The sequence below is a fragment of the Streptomyces sp. NPDC058239 genome (genome assembly GCF_042882185.1).
Classification (GTDB): domain Bacteria; phylum Actinomycetota; class Actinomycetes; order Streptomycetales; family Streptomycetaceae; genus Streptomyces.
This window is the reverse complement of sequence record NZ_JBHVWS010000012.1, coordinates 89,831-110,410: the sequence shown is the minus strand read 5'-3', so window position 1 is coordinate 110,410 and position 20,580 is coordinate 89,831. Positions and strand designations below refer to the sequence as shown.

Annotated in this window: 17 protein-coding genes and 3 tRNA genes; 13 read left to right on the top strand and 7 right to left on the bottom strand. The window is 69.7% G+C overall.

The genetic code is table 11. The features are described from left to right. The first annotated feature begins 20 nt into the window (after positions 1 to 20). The 3 genes from ACFVYE_RS16515 to ACFVYE_RS16505 all read left to right on the top strand — a co-directional run bounded on the left by ACFVYE_RS16515 (position 21) and on the right by ACFVYE_RS16505 (position 1,363). The gene (locus ACFVYE_RS16515; RefSeq protein WP_383965990.1) at positions 21 to 362 is read left to right on the top strand and encodes a hypothetical protein; all 342 of its coding nucleotides are present in this window, start codon (positions 21 to 23) and stop codon (positions 360 to 362) included. 229 nt (positions 363 to 591) lie between these two features. Beyond that, positions 592 to 1,299 (top strand): hypothetical protein, encoded by a 708-nt coding sequence (locus ACFVYE_RS16510; protein ID WP_383965993.1) that lies wholly within the window; start codon positions 592 to 594, stop codon positions 1,297 to 1,299. After that, a tRNA-Lys gene (locus tag ACFVYE_RS16505) sits at positions 1,290 to 1,363 on the top strand. Before ACFVYE_RS16510 ends, ACFVYE_RS16505 begins: the two co-directional genes overlap by 10 nt. 55 nt (positions 1,364 to 1,418) lie before the next feature. Here ACFVYE_RS16505 and ACFVYE_RS16500 read toward each other — a convergent pair. After that, positions 1,419 to 2,633, bottom strand: a complete 1,215-nt coding sequence (locus tag ACFVYE_RS16500; protein WP_383968262.1) for a M6 family metalloprotease domain-containing protein — start codon at positions 2,631 to 2,633, stop codon at positions 1,419 to 1,421. 409 nt (positions 2,634 to 3,042) lie between these two features. Between ACFVYE_RS16500 and ACFVYE_RS16495 the strand changes: the two genes are divergently transcribed. Beyond that, on the top strand, positions 3,043 to 4,914 hold the full coding sequence (locus ACFVYE_RS16495; RefSeq protein WP_389606028.1) for a putative bifunctional diguanylate cyclase/phosphodiesterase: 1,872 nt from the start codon (positions 3,043 to 3,045) through the stop codon (positions 4,912 to 4,914). Between the two features lie 16 nt (positions 4,915 to 4,930). Here the strand turns inward: ACFVYE_RS16495 and ACFVYE_RS16490 are convergent, their stop codons facing one another. Both ACFVYE_RS16490 and ACFVYE_RS16485 read right to left on the bottom strand, forming a co-directional pair. Continuing rightward, the gene (locus ACFVYE_RS16490) at positions 4,931 to 6,028 is read right to left on the bottom strand and encodes an LLM class flavin-dependent oxidoreductase (RefSeq protein ID WP_383968267.1); all 1,098 of its coding nucleotides are present in this window, start codon (positions 6,026 to 6,028) and stop codon (positions 4,931 to 4,933) included. 161 nt (positions 6,029 to 6,189) lie between these two features. Further along, positions 6,190 to 7,005 carry a decarboxylase gene (locus tag ACFVYE_RS16485; protein WP_383968270.1) on the bottom strand — a complete coding sequence of 272 codons (816 nt, stop codon included), beginning with the start codon at positions 7,003 to 7,005 and terminating at the stop codon, positions 6,190 to 6,192. Positions 7,006 to 7,214: 209 nt separating this feature from the next. Here ACFVYE_RS16485 and ACFVYE_RS16480 point away from each other — a divergent pair, with 209 nt between their 5' ends. The 8 genes from ACFVYE_RS16480 to ACFVYE_RS16445 all read left to right on the top strand — a co-directional run bounded on the left by ACFVYE_RS16480 (position 7,215) and on the right by ACFVYE_RS16445 (position 14,422). Then, positions 7,215 to 8,174 carry a D-2-hydroxyacid dehydrogenase gene (locus tag ACFVYE_RS16480; protein WP_383968273.1) on the top strand — a complete coding sequence of 320 codons (960 nt, stop codon included), beginning with the start codon at positions 7,215 to 7,217 and terminating at the stop codon, positions 8,172 to 8,174. 256 nt (positions 8,175 to 8,430) lie between these two features. Beyond that, positions 8,431 to 9,333, top strand: coding sequence for an ectoine/hydroxyectoine ABC transporter substrate-binding protein EhuB (gene ehuB / locus ACFVYE_RS16475; RefSeq protein ID WP_383968276.1), 903 nt, complete (start codon positions 8,431 to 8,433; stop codon positions 9,331 to 9,333). Between the two features lie 19 nt (positions 9,334 to 9,352). Beyond that, a complete protein-coding gene (gene ehuC, locus ACFVYE_RS16470) occupies positions 9,353 to 10,093 on the top strand; it encodes an ectoine/hydroxyectoine ABC transporter permease subunit EhuC (protein ID WP_383968278.1) in 741 nt (246 codons plus the stop codon). Continuing rightward, positions 10,090 to 10,731 carry an ectoine/hydroxyectoine ABC transporter permease subunit EhuD gene (gene ehuD, locus ACFVYE_RS16465; protein WP_383968281.1) on the top strand — a complete coding sequence of 214 codons (642 nt, stop codon included), beginning with the start codon at positions 10,090 to 10,092 and terminating at the stop codon, positions 10,729 to 10,731. Before ehuC ends, ehuD begins: the two co-directional genes overlap by 4 nt. Beyond that, the gene (gene ehuA, locus ACFVYE_RS16460) at positions 10,721 to 11,572 is read left to right on the top strand and encodes an ectoine/hydroxyectoine ABC transporter ATP-binding protein EhuA (RefSeq protein WP_383968284.1); all 852 of its coding nucleotides are present in this window, start codon (positions 10,721 to 10,723) and stop codon (positions 11,570 to 11,572) included. The genes ehuD and ehuA overlap by 11 nt, the downstream gene beginning before the upstream one ends. A 165-nt stretch (positions 11,573 to 11,737) precedes the next feature. After that, complete coding sequence (locus tag ACFVYE_RS16455) at positions 11,738 to 12,496, top strand: IclR family transcriptional regulator C-terminal domain-containing protein (RefSeq protein ID WP_389606024.1); 759 nt, start codon at positions 11,738 to 11,740, stop codon at positions 12,494 to 12,496. Positions 12,497 to 12,699: 203 nt separating this feature from the next. Further along, a tRNA-Lys gene (locus ACFVYE_RS16450) sits at positions 12,700 to 12,773 on the top strand. A 131-nt stretch (positions 12,774 to 12,904) separates the two neighbouring features. Then, positions 12,905 to 14,422 carry an MFS transporter gene (locus ACFVYE_RS16445; RefSeq protein WP_389606022.1) on the top strand — a complete coding sequence of 506 codons (1,518 nt, stop codon included), beginning with the start codon at positions 12,905 to 12,907 and terminating at the stop codon, positions 14,420 to 14,422. A gap of 55 nt (positions 14,423 to 14,477) precedes the next feature. On the opposite strand, the gene ACFVYE_RS16440 is transcribed toward ACFVYE_RS16445, so the two are convergent. The 4 genes from ACFVYE_RS16440 to ACFVYE_RS16425 form a co-directional block, all read right to left on the bottom strand. Then, a complete protein-coding gene (locus ACFVYE_RS16440) occupies positions 14,478 to 16,154 on the bottom strand; it encodes an AMP-binding protein (RefSeq protein ID WP_389606020.1) in 1,677 nt (558 codons plus the stop codon). Between the two features lie 26 nt (positions 16,155 to 16,180). Continuing rightward, positions 16,181 to 16,771: a lytic polysaccharide monooxygenase gene (locus tag ACFVYE_RS16435; RefSeq protein WP_383968296.1), complete on the bottom strand. Its 591-nt coding sequence runs from the start codon at positions 16,769 to 16,771 to the stop codon at positions 16,181 to 16,183. Between the two features lie 158 nt (positions 16,772 to 16,929). Beyond that, positions 16,930 to 18,612 carry an SPFH domain-containing protein gene (locus ACFVYE_RS16430; protein WP_389606018.1) on the bottom strand — a complete coding sequence of 561 codons (1,683 nt, stop codon included), beginning with the start codon at positions 18,610 to 18,612 and terminating at the stop codon, positions 16,930 to 16,932. A gap of 10 nt (positions 18,613 to 18,622) precedes the next feature. After that, complete coding sequence (locus ACFVYE_RS16425; protein WP_383968302.1) at positions 18,623 to 19,996, bottom strand: peptidoglycan-binding protein; 1,374 nt, start codon at positions 19,994 to 19,996, stop codon at positions 18,623 to 18,625. A 184-nt stretch (positions 19,997 to 20,180) separates the two neighbouring features. Between ACFVYE_RS16425 and ACFVYE_RS16420 the strand changes: the two genes are divergently transcribed. Further along, positions 20,181 to 20,254: transfer RNA gene (locus tag ACFVYE_RS16420), tRNA-Lys, on the top strand. Positions 20,255 to 20,580 lie beyond the last annotated feature (326 nt).

The following is a 20,580-nucleotide window of genomic DNA, read 5'->3' as shown; positions in this document are numbered from 1 at the left end:
ACCGAAGGAGGAAACACCACATGGCACAACCCGAGCGGAACGAGCAGCAGCGGCTGCGCCCCGCGCCCCTGCTCTTCGAGCCGTCGGCGGCAGTCGCCGATCCTGAGCACTTCTTCGACCTGGAGTCGATGGACGATCCGAAGGAGATGCTGTCCCGCGCCACCGAGCTGACCCTGGCATTCCGTGCCGCGGCCGACCGTGCGGTCGAGTTCCAGGCGATCGCCGCCGCTCAGCTCGCCGATCCGCGCCGGTTCGACCGGCTGACGACCGCGGACATCGCGCAGCGTGCGGAGTGGACCGAGGACTATGCCAAGAAGATGGTCGAGTTCGGCCGGAGCCTGCTGGGCGGCTCCGCGCCCTGACTGCCGTACCGGCCCCGACGCGACCGTCGCACCGGTCCCACCGGGCCTGCCACGGGCCCCGGCCCGCCATCGCATCGATCCGTCCGGACCGCCCGTCCACGCCAGGTCCTGACAGCGGGTACAACCAGTGGCATATGCCCGAGCGCAAGATACTCCTCCCCACCCCAAGCTGTCCCGGTTTCCGGCAACTCTCGGAATCCACTTGATCACTCCCGGTAGACATGGGCCCATGAGCGCATGGCTGCCAGACGAAACGCCCCTGCATCACGGCGACGGCCCCCACCACGGCGCCGACATCTTCGCCCTCCTGCGGGACCGGGCCGCGAATCAGACGGCTCAGGTCACGGCGGCCGGCGCCGCCTGGCTCGCCGGCGCCGCGGCCTATCCGCGCAGCACGCTGACCCAGTGGGAGGCCCACCCCTCCTCGCCCGGGGTGCTGCCGTGCGGTTCGGCCTTCGACGTGGTGAATGTGCCCACCCTCTTCGGGCGCCGGATGCTGGAACACCTGTGGGCGGACGGCCCGGGCTCCGGCCCCGTCGCCACTCACCGCGGACGGATGCTGCTCTTCGCCTCCCCCGGCACCGCCCAGCGGCTGCCGTCGCTGCTCGACTGGGAGGAGTGGGGCGGCGGCCACGGACCGCGGACCGGCAGGGGCGCGCAGGGGCGGGGCGGCGTCGACGGCAAGGTCCCGCCCCTGCTCTGCCACGGCATCGGGGACGCGGTGACCGTACCGCCCCTGACCTGCGCCTCCTCCACCCCCGGGCCCCGCTGGGTGGTCGCCCCCGACACCCGCAGCCCCTGGCTGCCGGGGCCGGACGTACTGCTCTGGGCCTGCGTACGGGTGGCCAGGTCGACGCCCTCGTCGGCGGCCAGGAATTCGATTTTTCCTCCCGCCGATCAGGATGCTAATGTCTACGACGTCAGCAGGCGCCGCTAGCTCAGTTGGTTAGAGCAGCTGACTCTTAATCAGCGGGTCCGGGGTTCGAGTCCCTGGCGGCGCACAGACGGAAGAAGCCCCCTCGCGAGAGCGAGGGGGCTTCTTCGTGGTTGCGGGACCTACGTTCCCGTGGTGATCCGGACCGTCCAGGCGCCCGACGGTGTCCGGTCGGCGACCTCGACCCTGGCGTGCGCGCCGGGGATGCTGTACGTCTCGCCGACCCGCAGCGGGGCGTCCGCGAGCGGCGCGTAGACGGACAGGTCCCAGCAGGCGTCGGTGCGGGGGTGGGTGTCGATGACCTCGACCGGGCCGCCGCCGGACGGGGTTGCGCTGCGCACCCGGTAGAGCAGAACGCCTTCGGTGCAGGTCGTCCGGTCGTTGCCGGTGGCGCTGCGGGCCTCGATGGCCACGGCGCTGCCCTCACCGGTCCTGATCACCGCGAGCCGGGTGCCGATGGAGGCCCCGCGCGCGGGCACGGCATCGATCGACTCCAGGGTGATGTCCTGACTGTGCTGGACGCACACCACCTGTCTGCGGTCCAGCCAGCCCAGCTTCCACTTGTGCCAGCCGAAGAGGTCCGGCGCGAGCCCGAACTGACTGCCCATCACGTCCCAGTCGCCGACATAGGTGTCCCAGTCGCCCTTGCCGTCGGACGGCCGGTGGTAGAGGTCCGGCAGGTCGAAGACGTGCCCGGTCTCGTGAGCCAGCACATTGTGGTCCGGCGGGTGCTGTTCGAAGACGGTGACGACACGCCGGATGTCCGTACCGTCGGCGTGCAGCGGCTGGTCGAAGTTGACGACCTTGGTGGCGTCGGAGTCGACGCCCGGGGCATCCGGGTCGGCGACCAGGTAGACGATGTCGAACCGGGAGAAGTCGACCTTCGGGTCCGCCACGGCGATGGCGTCGCGCAGATAGGCGCTGCGCCGCTCGTTGCTCCAGTCCCGCTGTATGCCGTACCAGTCGGACGCCTTGGGCATCTGGATCCACCGCTGGAGCGGGTGCGGGCGCAGGGTGAACTTCCCGTACGAGGCGCGCTGGAAGAACTGGGTGGTGGCGGGGAAGTGGTCGGCGGTGAGTTCCTTGAGGGTGTGGGCGGGGCGGTGGTCCGGGAAGGAGAGAAAGACCATGACCGCGTCGAGGGAGTGGTCGGGGCGCGGGTAGGCGTCGTTCCAGTCCCCCACGCCGAGCGAGTGGTGCGCCTCGGTCCGGGGCAGCGCGCACGGACCCGCTTCGCCGGTGGCCGCCACGGCGGGCCCGGCAACGAGGGAGGTGGCAGCGAGCGCCAGCAGGGAGGTCGCAGCCGCGACCACACCTCGCAGGCTCGGCCTCTCCACTCCCGCGGTTCTGTGCTGACGCGGCACATCTACCTCCGGGTGCGAGATGCAGTCACCCACCCACCCTGTGATGATTTGAGGCTTTCGTCCTGTTGAGCTGCCCCAGTCGAGTCAGCAGTCGGCCGCGAAATTCACCCTCACGGACGGTCACAATCGATCACCAGGGCATCGCGAGAGAACGGAACCACTCAGAAACCATCAATCGCGGGCAAAGCGGATCAGCGCGTGACTGACCCATGCGGGGCGAACGCGGGGCGCGGAGGGGGCGGGCGCTGGAACGGCCGACTCACCAACCTCTATGCTTCACCAGGCTTTCCCGCGTGGTTTCCGCCTCCGAAAACGGCGCCCCGCGCGGCGGGCCAGTCCGGCCACACCTGTTCAGGACAGAACTGCACGGCGGGAGCGAACGGTGAGCGGAACCTCCGAAGGGCCGAGGCCTGCGGTGGGCACACACCTCCATTCCGCAGGACCTTCGGTCACGGAGCGTCACCCTCTGCGGTCCCCTGCCGAAGCCGCAGGGTCCGAGCCGCACGGCTACCGGGCCGCCTTCCGGGCCGCCACGCTCCCGATGGCCGTCATCGACCACGAGGGCCTGGTCGTCGCCGCCAACGACGCCCTCGGCGGCCTCCTCGGCTTCCCCGCCGCGGCACTGACCACACAGTCCGCAGCCGATCTGCTCGACCTCGTGGCGGACGGCCGCACCTGGCACGCGTACCGCGAGGTGCTGCACCGCCGGCGCTCACGCTTCCGCTGCACCCGCAGTCTCAAGCACCCCGACGGGCGCTCGATGTGGGCCGAGATCACCGTCGTACCCATGCCCGAACCGGAGGCCGGCAGGGCCGACGGCCCCGGGCCCGGCCGGGTGCTGCTCTCCGTCGCGGACATCAGCGACCGGCGTGAGCTGCAGAAGCGGCTGCGCCACCTCCAGATGCACGACCCGGTGACCCGGCTGCCCAACCGGACCTTGTTCTTCGAACGGCTCTCGGCCGCCCTGGAGACCCCGCCGTACCAGGACGACAGCGTCCCCGGACACGGCCGTATCGGGCTCTGCTATCTCGATCTCGACGGCTTCAAGGCCGTCAACGACACGATGGGCCATCGGATCGGCGACCGGCTGCTCGCCGCCGTCGCCGCACGGCTCACCGACTGTGCGGCCCAGGACGGCCCGCACCGCCCCGGTTCACATCTCGTGGCGCGCCTGGGCGGCGACGAGTTCGCGATCCTGGTCGAGGACTCCGCCGGTACGCAGCAGCTCACCGACCTGGCCCGCGCGGTCCTCGCCGCGCTGCAGAAGCCCTTCGACCTGGGCAGGCAGCGGCTCTCCGTGTCGGCCTCGATCGGAGTGGTGGAACGGGCCATGGCCGGCACCTCGGCGACCGGTCTGATGCAGGCCGCCGACACCACGCTGTACTGGGCGAAGGCGGATGGCAAGGCCCGCTGGACGGTCTTCGACCCGGAGCGCAACGCCCACCGGATGACCCGGCAGACGCTCTCCTCCAATCTGCGGCCCGCCGTCGAACGCGGTGAGTTCACCATCGAGTACCAGCCGCTGGTCGGCATGGCCGACGGAGTCGTACGCGGGGTGGAGGCGCTGGTCCGCTGGAACCACCCGCAGTTCGGCATGCTCTCGCCGAATCGGTTCGTCGCCATCGCCGAGGAGGACGGCTCGATCGTCCAGCTCGGCCGGTGGGTGCTGCAGTCCGCCTGCCGCCAGGCCCGGCGCTGGCAGCTCGACCACCCGGCCGAACCGCCGCTGTTCATCAGCGTCAATGTCGCCGTGCGGCAGGTCTGGGACTCCGACCTGGTCACCGATGTCGCGGAGATCCTCGCCGAGACCGGCCTCGATCCCGGACTGCTGCAGCTGGAGCTGACCGAGTCCGCCGTGATGGGCTCGGCGGGCCGCCCGCTCCAGGCCCTCCAGTCGCTCAGCGAAATGGGCGTACGGATCGCCATCGACGACTTCGGGACCGGCTACTCGAACCTTGCCTATCTGAGCCGGCTGCCGGTCTCCGTACTGAAGCTGGACGGCTCGTTCGTACGCGGATTCCGCCACGACGACGGCGACCGCCCGAGCCCCGCCGACGAGACGATCGTCGAGGCGATGGTGGAACTGGCGCATCGCCTGGGCCTGACCGTCACCGCGGAGTGCGTGGAGACGGCAGGCCAGGCGGAACGGCTGCGCAGAATCGGCTGCGACACCGGGCAGGGCTGGTTGTACTCACGCGCGGTGGCCCCGGAGCGGATCGCCGAGCTGATCGGCAGCGGAAGGCTGACGGTCTGAACCCCGGCGGACGGTGTCAGGCCGTCGGCAGCCCGTACGCGTCCGCGATCAGTTCGTAGCTGCGCAGCCGGGCCTCACCGCCATGGGCGTTGGCGGTGATCATCAGTTCGTCGGCGCCGGTGCGCTTGGCCAGGTCGTCGAGGCCCGTACGGACCTCGTCCGCCGTGCCGTGGACGATGTTGACCAGCCAGTTGTCGACGAACTCCCGCTCCATGGGGCTGAAGGCATACGCCTCCGCCTCCTCGGGTGTCGGGACCAGGCCGGGGCGCCCGGTGCGCAGGCGGACCATGGACAGGGCGCCGGAGAGCACCTGGCGGCGGGCCTCGCGCTCGTCGTCGGCGGCCAGGGCCGAGACGCCGATCAGCGCGTACGGGGCGTCGAGCACCGCGGACGGCCGGAACGACTCCCGGTACAGGTCCAGGGCCGGCACCGTGTTCTGGGCCGAGAAGTGGTGGGCGAAGGCGAACGGCAGGCCGAGTACGCCGGCCAGCCGGGCGCTGAAGCCGGAGGAGCCCAGCAGCCAGATCGGCGGGCGGGCAGCGGACTGGACCCCGCCCTCGGCGGTGGCCTGAACCGGTCCGGGGACGGCGTGGATACGGGCGTAGGGGTGGCCGTCGGGGAAGTCGTCGTCCAGGAACCGGGTCAGCTCGGCGAGCTGCTGCGGGAAGTCGTCGGCGCCTTCGCCCAGCCGGTCCGTGCGGCGCAGGGCGGCCGCAGTCGCGCCGTCGGTGCCGGGGGCGCGCCCGAGACCGAGGTCGATGCGGCCGGGGGCCATGGCTTCCAGGGTGCCGAACTGTTCGGCGATGACGAGCGGTGCGTGGTTGGGCAGCATCACACCGCCGGAGCCGAGCCTGATGCGCTCGGTGTGTGCGGCGAGGTGGGCCAGGATCACGGCGGGTGAGGAGGAGGCGACGCCGGGCATGGAGTGGTGTTCGGCGACCCAGTAGCGATGGAATCCGCGGCGCTCGGCGAGCTGCGCGATGTCCACGCTCGTACGCAGCGCCTGGGTGGCGGTGCGGCCCTGGCCCACGGTCACCAGGTCCAGCACGGAGAGCGGAACGGTGGCCGTCCCCTCCGTCTTGCCACGGATCTCGTCGCCTCGAGTCTTGTCCACGTCCTGGCCTCTCCGGTGTTGCGCCTACGTCCGGCTCATACGTCCACGAGAGCACAACAGGAGGTGGTCTCCGTTTATTCCCGGCTCGCCGGCCGTCCCTTGGCTCACCAGCCGTCCCTTGGCTCACCAGCCGTCCTTTGGCTCACCGGCCGTCCCCTGGCTCACCAGCCGGGGTGGGTCTGCTTTCCGGGCCACCCCTTCTTCCCGCTGTGCGCGCGCTCCCGGCCCGCGCCCCATGCTGCCACCGGGGCCGGGGGCGCCTCGCGCTCGGCAAAGATCTTGCCGAGCCTCGGGGACCAGGACCGGCGGTCCGCCAGCCGCAGCCCCTCCCGGACCGTCACCTGGTTCCCGGTGAGGACCGGCTTGCCGAGGAGTTTCTCCAGCTCCGTCACGTGCGAGACGGTGTGCAGGGCCGTGTCGGGCAGCAGCATCGCATCGGCCTCCGGCCGGTCCGCGGCCGTGACGAGTTCCTTCATCCGGTCCAGGTCCCAGGCGGCGGCCTCGGCGGCGGAGGAGAGAGAGGCGACGTGAGTGGCGGCCACCTCGATGCCCGCGGACCGGAGAAAGTCGGCGAACAGTGCGGCGATGTGCTCGGGGTAGGTCGCGGCGACGGCGACGCGGTCGGCGCCCAGCTCCCGCACCGCATGGACGAAGCCGAAGGAGGTGCTGGAGGCGGGCACGCCGGCCGCCCGGGCCAGGGCGGCGGTCTGTTCATGGGCCCCCTCCCAGCCGTACAGGAAGCTGCCGCCGCTGCTCGCCCACACGACGGACTCGACACCGGCGCGCTGCAGCTCCGCCACCCCGGCGGCCAGGCGTTCGGGCGTGCCGGTCCGTACCAGCGCGTCGATCCCGTAGGCGTCCTCGTCGACGTCGGTGTGGTTCACGACCAGTCTGACGGCGTCGAGCAGGATCTCCATCCGCGGGAAGTCGTCCTCCGCGAAGTGGTGGCCCGGGTAGAGAAAACCGAGGGTCGTCATGTCCACCCTTCCTGTTCCTGCGGATGCCTGGACGGGCATTCGGGGGCCGGACGCTCCGGGTAGGCCCTACCCGTGACCGTTTTCGCCCGCCTCTCCCCCAGTATTCCCCCATCCGTCGCCACCCCCACTGCGACATGTTGACGAAGCCGGGCGCGGGTGCGAGCGTGGTCGAACCGCACATCACAGACGCAGCGGAGCGACCGTCTCTCATGTCAGAGCCCACCCTGCTCGTCCTGGACACCGACCCGTCGCCGCGTCTCGGCCGACTGACCGGCCGGGCCGCTGTCCGGTACACGGACGAGGCCGGACTCGCCGCACAGCTCCCGGAGGCCGACGTACTGCTGGTGTGGGACTTCACCTCCGACGCGGTACGGGCCGCCTGGCCCGGTGACGGACCACGCCCGGCATGGGTGCATACGGCGAGCGCGGGCGTGGACCGGCTGCTCTGCCCGGAGCTGGCGGCCTCCGACACGGTGGTGACCAATGCGCGGGGCGTCTTCGAGCGACCGATCGCCGAGTATGTGACGGGCCTGGTGCTGGCGTTCGCCAAGGATCTCCCGGGCACGCTGGAGCTCCAGCACCGGCGGCTGTGGCGCCACAGGGAGAGCACACAGGTCGCGGGCAGCCGTGCGGTGGTCGTCGGCGCGGGCCCGATCGGGCGGGAGATCACCCGGCTGCTGATCGCTCTCGGGGTCCAGGTGGCGCTCGTGGGACGCCGGGCGCGGCGCACCATCCACGGCGTGGCAGAGCTGGATCGGCTGGCCTCCATGGCCGACTGGGTGATCTGCGCGGCGCCGCTGACGGAGTCGACCCGTGGCATGTTCGACGCGCGGTTCTTCGGGCTGATGCAGCCGTCGGCCCGGTTCATCAATGTGGGGCGCGGCCCGATGGTCGTCGAGGACGATCTGGTCGCCGCGCTGCGCAAGCGCTGGATCGCGGGCGCGGCGCTCGATGTGTTCGAGCAGGAACCGCTGGGGCCGCAGAGCCCGCTCTGGGACGTACCGGATCTGATCGTGTCGCCGCACATGAGCGGCGACACGGCGGGCTGGCGGGACCGGCTGGGCGAGCAGTTCGTGGAGATGTACGAACTCTGGTCGGCCGGGGAGCCCTTGCCGAACGTGGTGGACAAGCAGCGCGGGTACGTTCCCGTCCGGGACCGGAGCGAGTGACCTCGACCGGCCGGGTCCGCCGGCCACTTCACCCGCCCGTCACGGACATCTCCGCATGACGGTCAGTCAAGGAGCCTTCCACGCAGGGAAATACGCCCTGCCTACCGACTGTCGCACTCCGCCCGCAACGGGACACGGGAAGGTCGCACTCCGGTCACCGTTCGATCACAGGAGGCCTCTTCCTGCATAGACGTACGGGATCGGGCAGGCGCACCTCCTGTCCGGACTGTTCGACCGCTCCAGGAGATTGCGAACCATGGCTGACTTCCCGAACCTGTCCCGCCGGGGCTTTCTCAACCGATCGGCGGCCGTGGGTGGCCTGCTCGTCGTTCCCGGTCTCCTCTCCGCCTGCAGCAAGACCGACGCCGGTTCCGCGGACGGCGCGGGGGCGCTCGACAAGCTCCGCAAGCAGGGCTTCGTCCGGGTCGCGTACGCCAATGAGGCCCCGTACGGCTATCTGGAGGGCAAGCAGCTCAAGGGCGAGGCACCCACCCTGCACCGGGAGATCTTCAAGGCGCTCGGCGTGGACGAACTGAAGCCCACGCTCTCCGAATGGGACGGTCTGATCCCCGGGCTGCAGGCGGGCAAGTACGACGTGGTCAGCGCCGGCATGGCGATCACGCCGGAGCGCTGTGCCAATGCCATCTTCTCCGAGCCCGAGTTCATCTCGCCGACCGCGCTGATGGTGAGGAAGGGTAATCCGAAGAAGGTCACCGACCTGGCATCGGCGAAGGCCGCCGGGATCACCGTCGGCGTGATGTCGGGTGCCGTCGAGGGCTCGTACGCCGAGGGTGCCGGCATCTCCAAGGACAGGATCAAGTCGCTGCAGAAGCCGCAGGACGGCGCCGACGCGGTCAAGGGCGGCCGGATCGACGCGTTCCTGCTCACCGGCATCTCACTGCGCTGGCTCGCGAGGACGAACCCCGACACCGAGGTCACCGAGGCCTTCCTGCCCGAACTCGACGGCAAGAAGCAGTACAGCCCCGGCGGCGCCGTCTTCCGCAAGGGCAACGAGGATCTGCGGGACGCCTTCAACCGTGAGCTGAAGAAGATCGTCTCGGACAGTTCGCGTTATGTGGGCCTGCTCCGGGAGTACGGATTCGGGGCCACCGAGCTCCCGCCGGCCACCCTGAAGACGGCCGATCTGTGCAAGGGCTGACGGGGACGGAACGCACCGCATGAGTGATTTCTTCTCCGCCTTCTTCGACGATCTGCCGCAGTTGCGCTCGGGGCTGTGGGTGACCCTCCAGGCCACCGTCCTGGGCGCGCTGCTCGCCCTGCTCCTGTCGTTCGTCCTCGGTCTGATGTCGGGCAGCCGGCTGCTGGTGCTGCGCGGTGTCTCACGCGTGGTCGTGGAGTTCTTCCGCGGCACCTCGCTCTACATCCAGCTGTTCTGGCTCTACTACGCGATGCCGCCGCTGACGGGGTACGAACTGACGCCGCTGCTCTGCGGCGTCGTCGCCTTCGGTCTCAACTACGGGGCGTACGGCTCCGAGGTGGTGCGCGGGGCGATCAACTCCGTACCGCGTGCCCAGTACGAGGCGGCCGTCGCGCTGAACATGACGCCACTGCACCGGATGCGGAAGGTGATCCTTCCGCAGGCCTGGGTGCAGATGATCCCGTCCTTCACCAATCTGCTGATCCAGCTGCTGAAGTGCACCCCGCTGCTGTGGCTGATCTCCGCGGCCGACCTGATGACCGTGATCCAGCAGCTGCGCGACCGTACCGGCCAGACACTCACCGCGTACATGACCCTGCTGGTGGCCTACTTCGTCCTGGCCTACGCGCTGACCCTGCTGATGAATCTGCTGGAGCGGAGCGCCAAACGGCGACTCGGTCTGCAGACCGGTGCGGGCTCGCTGCTGCGCAGCCGCAGCGCCGCGGAAGCCGTCGCACCGACGGCCGGAGGTGCCCGGTGAACGGCTTCGACTGGAACGCCGCCCGGGACGTCCTTCCCCTGGTACTCGAAGGTTTCGAGGTCACGTTGCTCGCGACCGTGCTCGGCACGCTCGTCGCCGCGGTCCTCGGGCTCGCCATCGCGGTCGCCGGACGGGCGCCGAGCAGGTTCGTGACGGTGCCGGTGCGGGTCGTGATGGAGTTCATCCGCTCCACTCCGCTGCTCGTCCAACTGGTAGGCGCGGCAGCCCTGTTCACCTCTGTCGAACCGCTGACGATCGGCATCGTGGTGCTGGGCATCCACTACGCCACGTACACCTCCGAGGTGTACCGCGCCGGGATCGACGGTGTACCGAAGGGCCAGTGGGAGGCCTGCCGGGCGCTCTCGCTCTCCCCGCGGCGGACCTGGCAGGCCGTGATCCTGCCGCAGGCGGTGCGCAATGTGCTGCCCGCCCTCGGCAACTACGCGATCTCGATGTTCAAGGAGACCCCGTTCCTCGCCGTGATCACGGTGCAGGAAATGGTCTTCGAGGCCCGTAAGTACGGCGCCGATCATTTCGCCTACACCGAGGCATTCACGCTCGCCGGACTGGTCTTCCTGGTCGCGAGCTACCCCACCTCGCTGCTGATGAGAAAGCTGGAGAAGCGCCTTGGCCACTGAACCTCTCCCCCTGCAGAAGACGGTGGCCGCGGCCCCCGTGGACATCGCCCCGGTCCCCGCCACGTCGCAGACCGGCCATCCGCTGGTCCGCTTCGACAACGTCGTGAAGCGGTACGGCGACCATGTCGTCCTCGACGGGCTGGACTTCTCGGTGCGGCGTGGCGAAAACGTCACCCTGATCGGGCCGAGCGGCTCGGGCAAGACCACCATCCTGCGGCTGCTGATGACGCTGGAGAAGGTCAGCGACGGAGTGATCTGGGTCGACGACGCCCCGCTGTCCCACACCAAGGCGCCCGACGGCTCACTGAGGCCGGCGTCGGAGAAGCATCTGCGCGAGGCCCGGAAGAAGATCGGCATGGTCTTCCAGCAGTTCAACCTCTTCCCCAATATGAAGGTGCTGCAGAACATCACCGAGGCCCCGATCAGTGTGCTGGGCATGGACCGCGACGAGGCGGAGACCCGCGCCCTTGAACTGCTCGATCTGGTGGGACTCTCGGGGAAGGTCGACGCACACCCCTCCCAGCTCTCCGGCGGCCAGCAGCAACGGGTGGCGATCGCCCGTGCGCTGGCGATGCGGCCGGAGATCCTGCTGCTGGACGAGGTGACGTCCGCGCTCGACCCGGAGCTGGTGGCGGGCGTGCTGGAGCTGCTGAGCGACATCGCCAGGAACACCGACATCACCATGCTCTGTGTGACCCACGAGATGAACTTCGCCCGGGACGTCTCGGAGACGGTACTGATGTTCGATGCTGGACGCGTGGTCGAGTCGGGATCACCGGAAAAAATCTTCACCGATCCCGCACACGAACGCACACGCGAGTTCCTCACCGCGGTGCTGTGACCTCGCCACTCTTCGTACGCCAATGACTCTGGCATATGCCAGACGGGTGCGCCCCAGCTTACGGCGCCGGGGCGCCCCAACAAGTCGCCAACAGCCGCCCCGGAATGGGCTCTTGGCGGCTATCGTGAGGGCAGAGCTTGCGGTCACAACCTGGTGGGGGAAACCGTGACATTGAAGCCCGAACCGACCACACCGTTCCATTCGGTGCAGTACGCACTTCGTGTTCTCGAAACGGTCTCCAAACACGGCAACGGTGTGACGGACACCCAGATCTCCCGGGAGACGGGACTGCCCATAGGGCATCTCACCTCTTTGCTGCTGACGCTGCGCCGCGAGGGATACGTCGAGCAGATCACCGACGGCGCGTATGTCATCGGCTCCTCGCTGCTGCTCCTCGGCTCCGGCGCGGCCCGCAGACAGGCCCTGGAGACCAAGCTCCAGCAGTTGCTTGCACAGCTGCGCGATTCGGTCGGTGCGGCGGTCTACATCAGCCGGTACGTCGACGGCGAGATCAGCGTCACGCAGTACGCCGACGGCCCCCGTACCCCCGCGGTCAACGAGTGGGTGGACTTCCGTTCCTCCGCGCACGCCTCGGCGGTCGGCAAGTGCCTGCTGGCCCAGCTCGACCAGAACGGCCGCCGCGACCACCTCTCGCGCCACAAGACGGCCCGACTCACATCACGGACGATCACCAACGAGAAGGTGCTCTTCTCCAAGCTGGACAGCCAGCCGGCGACGGTTCCGGTGCTCGACCTCCAGGAGTACGCGGTCGGCACGGTGTGCGCGGCGGTACCACTGACGGCCGGGTCATCGGCGGGTTGCCTGGCACTGTCCCTGCCGGTCGAGGACGCGCATCGCCTGCGCGAGGCGGCGGCCACACTGAATCGGCGGGCGGCGCCCGTGCTTCTGTCGCTGGCGCTCTAGAGAGTGAGGGTTCGGCGAGGCCCACCGAGGTACCCCGGGACGGCTTTGCCCTCGATCGCCGGACGGGCTTGATCTTGCTGGACGGGCTCGACTTTGCCGAATGAGACCGATTTTTCCGGACAGAATTAATTTAGAACGACACATCCCATTTGCCCGAGTGTCATCAGCACCCTCGGGAGCAGGTATTATTTTCGAGTCAGCAGGCGCCGCTAGCTCAGTTGGTTAGAGCAGCTGACTCTTAATCAGCGGGTCCGGGGTTCGAGTCCCTGGCGGCGCACAGACAACGCACTGGGCGGTTCACGTACACACGTGAACCGCCCAGTGCGTTTTTTACTGCTCATCGAGATGTACGAACGTTTTACACATCCGTACTAGACAAGTGTTTTAAACGCTCGTACATTTCCTGGCATGACGAACGCTACGAGCACCACCGCCGAGCCCGGCCACCTCGCCGGTCGCCGGGAATGGACCGCCTTCGTGGTCCTCCTGCTGCCTCTCCTCCTCGTCTCCATGGACGTCTCCGTCCTCTTCTTCGCGATCCCGTCCATCGACCGGGACCTCGCCCCCAGCGCCACCCAGCAGCTCTGGATCTTCGATGTGTACGCCTTCGCCCTGGCCGGCCTGCTCATCACGATGGGCTCGCTCGGCGACCGGATCGGCCGCCGCAAGCTGCTGCTTCTCGGGGCGTTCGCGTTCAGTGCCGCGTCCGTCGCGGCTGCGTACTCCACCAGCCCCGAGATGCTGATCGCGGCCCGCGCGCTGCTCGGGATCGGCGGTGCGACGCTGATGCCGTCGACGATGGGTCTCGTGCGGAACATGTTCCGCGACGAGCGGCAGCGCGGCCGGGCCGTCGGCATCTGGTCGGGTGCCATGGCCGGCGGGATCGCGCTCGGCTCGGTGCTCAGCGGCGTCATGCTGCAGCACTTCTGGTGGGGCTCGGTCTTTCTGATCAATGTGCCGGCGATGGTGCTGCTGCTGGTCCTGGTGCCGGTGCTGGTCCCGGAGTTCAAGGACCCGAACCCCGGTCGGTTCGACTTCCTGAGCGTGCCGCTGTCGATGGGTGCCGTGCTGCCCGTCGTCTACGGGATCAAGGAGAGCGCCGCCCATGGGCTCGATCTGCGATACGGACTGACCGTCGCCGCCGGGCTCCTCGTCGGCTGGTTCTTCGTCCGCCGCCAGCGCAACCGCAGCGACGCGATGATCAGCCGGGAACTGTTCCGCGACCGCGGCTTCGCGGCGGGAATCGGCCTGAACTCCCTGGCCGCCTTCGCCATGATGGGCTCGGCGTTCTTCACCACGCAGTATCTGCAGTCGGTGCTCGGCATGGGCACGATGGAGGCCGCGCTGTGGAGCATGGCCCCGTCACTGGCGGTGGGTGCCGCGGCCCCGACGGCCACGGCGATTGCCCAGCGGACCGACCGCACGCGAGTCGTCTGCGCCGGTTTCGTCATCGCCGCCGCCGGTTTCGCGGTCCTCGCCCTGACGGGTACGGACTCGCTGTGGCTGCTGCTCGGCGGCTGCGCCGTGATGAGCTGCGGCATCGTCACCGTGATGGCGCTGGTCTCGGACCTGGCACTGTCCACCGCCCCGCCGGAGAAGGCGAGTTCGGCGGCCTCGCTGCTGGAGACGGGCCAGGAGTTCGGCGGCGCGATGGGGATGGCCCTGCTGGGTGCGGTGGCCACGGCGGTCTACACCGCGGACATGCCGGGCTCGGCACCACAGGCGGCCCGCAAGACGCTGCCGGGCGCGGTGGCCACGGGGGACGGTTCGCTGATCTCGGTCGGACGGGAGGCATTCGTGCACAGCATGCAGTACGCCTCGGTGGCCGGGGCCGCGCTGTTGCTGGCGGGGGCGGTACTGGCCGTGACGCTGCTGCGGCGGAGGTCCGCGGTGGCGGCGCGGGAGGAGCCGGCCCTGACGAACTAGTGCGGGCCCACCCACCTTGCCGCCTCTGCCCCCGATCACCGGACAGGCTTGATCTTCAAGCCCGTCCGGTGACCGAGGGCAGAAGTCCGTCTCGCCCGTGTCCCTTGAACTCGCCCAGCAGGGCGTCCAGTTGCTCATCGCCGAACGCTTCGTACCCGCCCCGGGCAGCGTTCCACCACACAGATCCCCCGCACCAAAACCCCTCGCGGCGCAGCCCCACCCGGTGCACCTTGTTCGTCGCCGTCACCGGCATCGCCGGGACGATGCGTACGAAGCGGGGCGCCATCTTCGTCCCCAGGTCCGGCTGGGCCGCCAGGAACGCGGCGAAGGAGTCCGGGTCGAACGCAGCCCCCTCCCGCATCACGAACGCCGCCATCACCTGGTCCCCCGCCACCGGGTCCGGCACCGCGTACACCGCTACGGCCGCCGCGTCCTCCCAGCGGGCCAGGATGTTCTCGATCACCGCGGCGGCCAGGTTCTCGCTGTCCACCCGCAGCCGGTCGTCCGTACGGCCCGCGAAGTAGAGGAAGCCGTCGGCGTCACGGAAGAAGAGGTCCCCGGTCCAGTACCAGCCGCCGCGCACCCGGTCCGCATCCGCCGCCGCGTTGCGCCAGTACCCCTCGAAGGGCGTACGGCCACGATTGACCAACTCCCCTATCGCATCGGCCCCGTTGGCCAGTCTTCCGGACTCGTCGAAGACTGCGGCGGCCCGTTCCTCGCCGGTCTCCGGGTCGACGACCGCGAGATCGTCGCGCGACGCCGCCTTCCCGATCGCGCGCTCCGGGGTGTCCGGGGTCCGCTGGATCGCCGCGCCGCCCTCGGAGGAGCCGTAGCCCTCGATCAGCCGCACCCCGAACCGCTCCCGGAAGCGGGCCACGTCCACCGCGCCGGCTTCGGTTCCGAAGCCGAGCCGCAGCGGGTGCTCGCGGTCGTCGGGGCGCTCGGGGGTGGCCAGCAGATACTGCACGGCGCGGCCGACATAGGTGAAGTACGTAGCCCCGTGCGCCCGTACGTCGTCGAGGAATCCGGAGGCCGAGAATCGGCGGCGCAGCGCGATCGCGGCGCCGCCGGCCAGCGCGGGCGCCCAGTCGGCGATCACCGCGTTGCCGTGGAACATCGGCATGCAGATGTAGTGGACGTCCTCGCGCCGGACGCCGAAGTGATCGACGAGGGAGCGCCCGGCCGCCGCCAGCCGCCCCTGGGAGCAGATCGCTGCCTTGGGTGCACCGGTCGAACCCGAGGTGAAGTAGAGCAGCATCCGGGTTCCGGGCCCGACTTCGGCCAGGACCGTGTCGCCCGGTTTCGCTCCGGTGTACGGGGCGAGCAGTTCGGCGTACGCATCGGTGTCGGTGACCAGCACCCGTACACCCGGAAGATCCAGGCCGTCGAGCAGCGAGAGATGCGCGCGTTCGGTCACCAGGACGCGGCAGTCGGTGTGCAGGATGTCGCGAGCCAGTTCGGCGCCGCGCCGGGTGGGGTTGATACCGGCGACGGCGACCCCGGCCAGGGCCGCCGCACTCAACCAGAGAGCAAATTCGGGGGTGTTGTCCATCAGCACCCCGAGGTGCGGTTCGCTGCCCGCCGACAGCAGATCCGCCAGGAGCGCGGCCCGTGCGGCAGCGCCCGAGGCGACCTGGTGATGGCTGAGGACAGTGCCCTCAGATCTCAGTCCGGGCCGGTGGTCGCCCCATTGGCGCTGTACGAGCTCCGCGACGGTGCCTGCGCTCCCCATGGCGCCGCACGGTAACTGACTATGCGTCAGAACTGAACATCGGAGCAGGCGTAGAACGCGTTCGCCGTGTCAGCGATGGTCCAGACGCTCAGGATGATGTGCTTCCCGGTCTTCTGGGTGGGGATGGTGCCCTGCTGGGTCAGGGTCGCCGGGGGCTGCTTGCCTCCGTACGGCACCGTCATGAAGGGCTGCGGCTCCAGGTCGGCCCTGGTGAGGGGCTTGGTGGGGTCCCAGCCGTTCTTGGTGATGTAGTAGCGGAAGTCCGTCGTGGCGTGGCGCGCGGTGAACTGCCAGCGGAAGCTGAAGCCCTGCCCCGCGGTGACATTGGTGGCGGGCCAGCTGCCGCCGCGCGGGTCGTCGAGCTGGGCGAACTCGGAGTGGCCGCCGGAGCAGATCCGGCCGTCGGCCGGACCTGCAGCCGGGAAGCCCTTGGGGCCCTCGACGCTCTGCGGCTCCCACTGGATGTTGCCGCAGCCCGTCACCGTGCCATTGGCGCAGAGCTTCTGGCGGCTGATGGGGTTGTCGGTGTAGCCGTGGCTACCGGCACTGCCCGTCGCGAACATCGAGACGCCCGCTATCGCCAGGCCGACTACGGCCGCGCTTGCCCTTTTACGCATTGCTGTCGCTCCTCAAGAACGTGGGGGAGGTTCCATGAGCCCTGCTGCGCGCATGTGCTGCGGTCTAGACCAAGCCTTAGATTATTGACGCGATATGAACATGTCCAGACCAATGGGAGTTGGATTCCGCTTCGCCGCCGGAGCGCCCTCCGAAGCTCTCAGGCGCCCTCCCCGCCGCTGCGTCCGGTGTAGAAGGCCACCGTCAAGTCCTTGACCAGCGCCTTCCGTTCGTAGTCGTCCAGCTCCACGAGCCCTCTCGCGGTCAGCCGGTTGACAGTGTCGTCCACCGCGTCAACCACCGAAGTCAGCACACTGTCGCGGTGCTTGGCGTCGATGGCTGCGATCCGGCGTCGCTGCATGGCCGCGGCGATCTCCGGTGCGTACTCGATTCCGGTCGGCTGCGCGGAGTACACCTCGATGCCGACGGGCTCGCAGTCCGCCTTCAGCATCCGGGTCAGCGCGTCACCGACGGCCTCCGCGTTGCGCAGGGTGTGCGCGTCCTCGTGGAAGGCGTCGGCGGGCAACTGCGAGAGGACCCGGGCCATCGCCGCCTCGACCTGCTCACGCAGATACGCCTCGTGGTCCGCGACCCCGAGCGTCGCCCGTACGGTGTCCCTGATCCGCCAGACGACGAGAACGACGACGCGCAGCGCCGTACCGTTGGCATCCACGGCGGGGAGCGGTTCGCTGCGCCAGTGCCGCAGGCGTACGTCGACCCGGCGTCGCAGCAGAAGCGGGCTGATCCACATCAACCCCGTCCGCCGCACACTTCCCCGGTACTCGCCGAAGAGCGTCAGCACCCAGGCGTACCCGACCCGTCCGCGGCTCAGGCCGCCGAGCGTGAAGAGCACCGCCGTCACCAGCGCGGCGAGCGCCGCCCAGGCACCGGAACCGATCCCGTCGTACGGACGCGAGCCGATCCCGAACCGGGCGAGCACGACGGCGGGCAGCGCGCCGACCCACCAGAGGACGGCGCCACCGGCAACGATCCCGGCCAGCCCGGCGAGCAGCGCCACCCAGCCGGGCAGCGCGGGCCCCGACCGCTCGGCAAGCTGTGGATCACCGACCGGCGCCGGCCGCGTCGAGGGCTGCACCTGCGGCCCGCTCGGCACGGGCGGCCGACGCACCCCCGACACCGCCGGCTGGTCACCGGCGGGGAGCGCGGCCGCGTCGGTGTGCTCGGGGTTCTCGGGGTTCTCGGGATTCTCGCGGAAGAGCAGGTGTACGGGGATGGTGGCGGTCCGCTCATTGGCAATGACCGCGCGATGCCGCCCGGTCCTCCACGGAGCGTCGCCGGACTGCTCGGCCCCGGCGCCCCCGGTGACGGGGAGCGAGTCGAAGACGGCGTCGGGGGCGGCGTCGGGGGCGGTCCGGTGCGGGGACGGGGACGGGGACGGAGGCAAGGGTGGGGACGGGGTGCCGGAACCGGGCCCGGTGCGGTGGCCGGCCGAGGCCGGGACGGGCGCGGCGTCCGGGACAGGTGCGGCGTCCACAGCCGGGACCGATACCGAGGCCGAGGTCGCGCCGAGGGTTGCGCAGTCCACGTCCTCACCCGGGACCAGGTCCAGCACAAGGTCGACCACCGAGTCGGGACCGGCACCCGGCTCCTCCGGGCCCGCACCGCTGACCGAACCCGATGCCGCCCCCGGGCCTGCACCGTTCCCCGAATCCAGAGCTGTCCCCTCGCCCGGACCCCCAGCCCCGTCGCGCGCCTTCGCCCGGTCCGGACTCCACACCCGCACCGACATCTCCCCCTGCTCCTGCTCCCCTTCCCGTTCCCCCGCGTTCTCCGGGGTTCCGGAGCTGTCCGACACCGTGGATCCCATTCCCGCCTCCGTCATGTCTGTTTTGTCACGCGAAGAGCCGTCGCCAGGTCTCCGGGCCGGGGTAGCCGTCGGCCGCTCCGCCCCGCCAGCCCTGGGCCCGCTGGAAAGCTTCGACATTGCGCCGGTCCGCCTCGGTCCACCGGGGCCCCGGTCCCGACAGGTAGTGCTTGCCGTATCCCTTCTTCACCAACTGCTTGCCGAGCTTGTCGACATGGCTGTTTGACCGACCGGGCCGGAAATGGCCCCGCCCGGGGAACTTCGAAGCCGCGTTCGAATCGCCCTGGCCGCTACCGCTCCCGCTTCCGGTGGCGGGGATGTCGCGGCCGGTCCCGTTGGCCAGGTGATGCCAGGTGTAGGGGCCGGGGACGCCGTCCGCTTCCTTGCCCTTCCAGCCCTGGGCCTTCTGGAACGCCTGGGTCGCGCGCCGGTCGGCATCGCCCCAGCCCGGCCCGGGTCCGACCTTGTAGAAGCGCTTGCCACCCCGGTCCACGAGCATCTTCCCGAGCTGGGTGACGTGCTCGTTGCTGGCGCCGGGGCCGAACTTCCCGGCGCCCGGGAACGCCTTCGTCGACACTCCGCTTCCGCTGCTGAGCGCCTTGTAGCGGTACGCGACGTACTTGCCGGAGTTGGTCCAGTACGCCATGGGCGTCGTCTGCTTGCGGGTGTGCGGCTTCGTCTGCTCGTACGCCGTGTAGTGGGTGTGCGTGTAGTCGATCCAGCCACCGAAGATCGTGACGTGCGAGCCCTTCGAGGGGTTGGCCGGATTGTGGAAGAGCAGGATGTCGCCGGGCTGCAGCTTCTCCCGCGCGACCTTCTGCCCGTACTTGGCGAGGCTGCCGGTCCACTCGTTGCCGGGCAGGTTCCAGGCCATCGACACATAGCCGGAGCAGTCCTGCCGGTAACCGTCGGACCAGTACTTGCTCATGCTGTACGGAACCTGCGCGGACACCCACTTCTTCGCACGGCTGACGATCGCGGTTCGGCTGGTCTTGCGCAGCGTGGTGGTCCCGGTGGACGAGGGCGGGCCCGAGGCCCCCGCGCCCCGCAGCGGCCCCGGCCCGCCCTGCGGACTGTCCGTATCCGGCTCGGCCGGGGTGAGCGGGTCGCCCTCGTCGGCCGGGGTCTCCGGGTCCACCGACACCGCCGTCTCGTCCGTACGGGCGGCTCCGGCCGCCTCCGCCGCCCGGTCGCCCGGCGCGCTCGCCGCCTCGGCCACGCCGGTGCTCAGCACCACTCCGGCCGTGGTGACCAGCACCAGCGCGCGGCGCGCACCATGTGCGGCCGGATGACCTCCGAACCGCATGGGCAAGGCGCCGGCGGCGGTGCGCCGTTGCGCGGCGCACCCCGCGCAGGTGCAGTCGCTGGCGGGTACGTACTCCTCGAAAGCCGGCACAGTCATGCGATTCCCCTCCGCACTCGTCAAGATCTTTGGGCGCATCCGCACGGGCGCCAGTGTCTCAACTCTCCTGACATATCGCATTTTGACGGACAGAAGAGAAAAAACGACCATCCGACAGGCCGTGATGGACGGGAAATGGTCAGGAGCACACCTCGCCTTCAGGTAGAGTTCTCCGGGTCAGCAGGCGCCGCTAGCTCAGTTGGTTAGAGCAGCTGACTCTTAATCAGCGGGTCCGGGGTTCGAGTCCCTGGCGGCGCACGCAGAGTCAAGGCCCCCTCACCACGCGTGAGGGGGCCTTGTTCGTTCACGGGCCGGGCCCGGGCGGCACATGGCTGTCACACGGTCATTGCTTCGTCACTCAGAGGTTCGAAGAGCCCTTGCATACGTCTCCGCGCGCCCCCTCCGCAAGGGTTCCACAAATCGCACGTATGACTGGCAACCCACCCTTTTCACCCTTGCGATCGGGACCGGGGTCGGACAACCTGTCTAGGGGCCGTCAGCTCCAACCAGGCTGATGCGCCGTCCAGTTGGGGGATGCAGAGGGGGAAGTTCCGGTTGTCCGCTACGTGGGGTGGGGGCCCCGC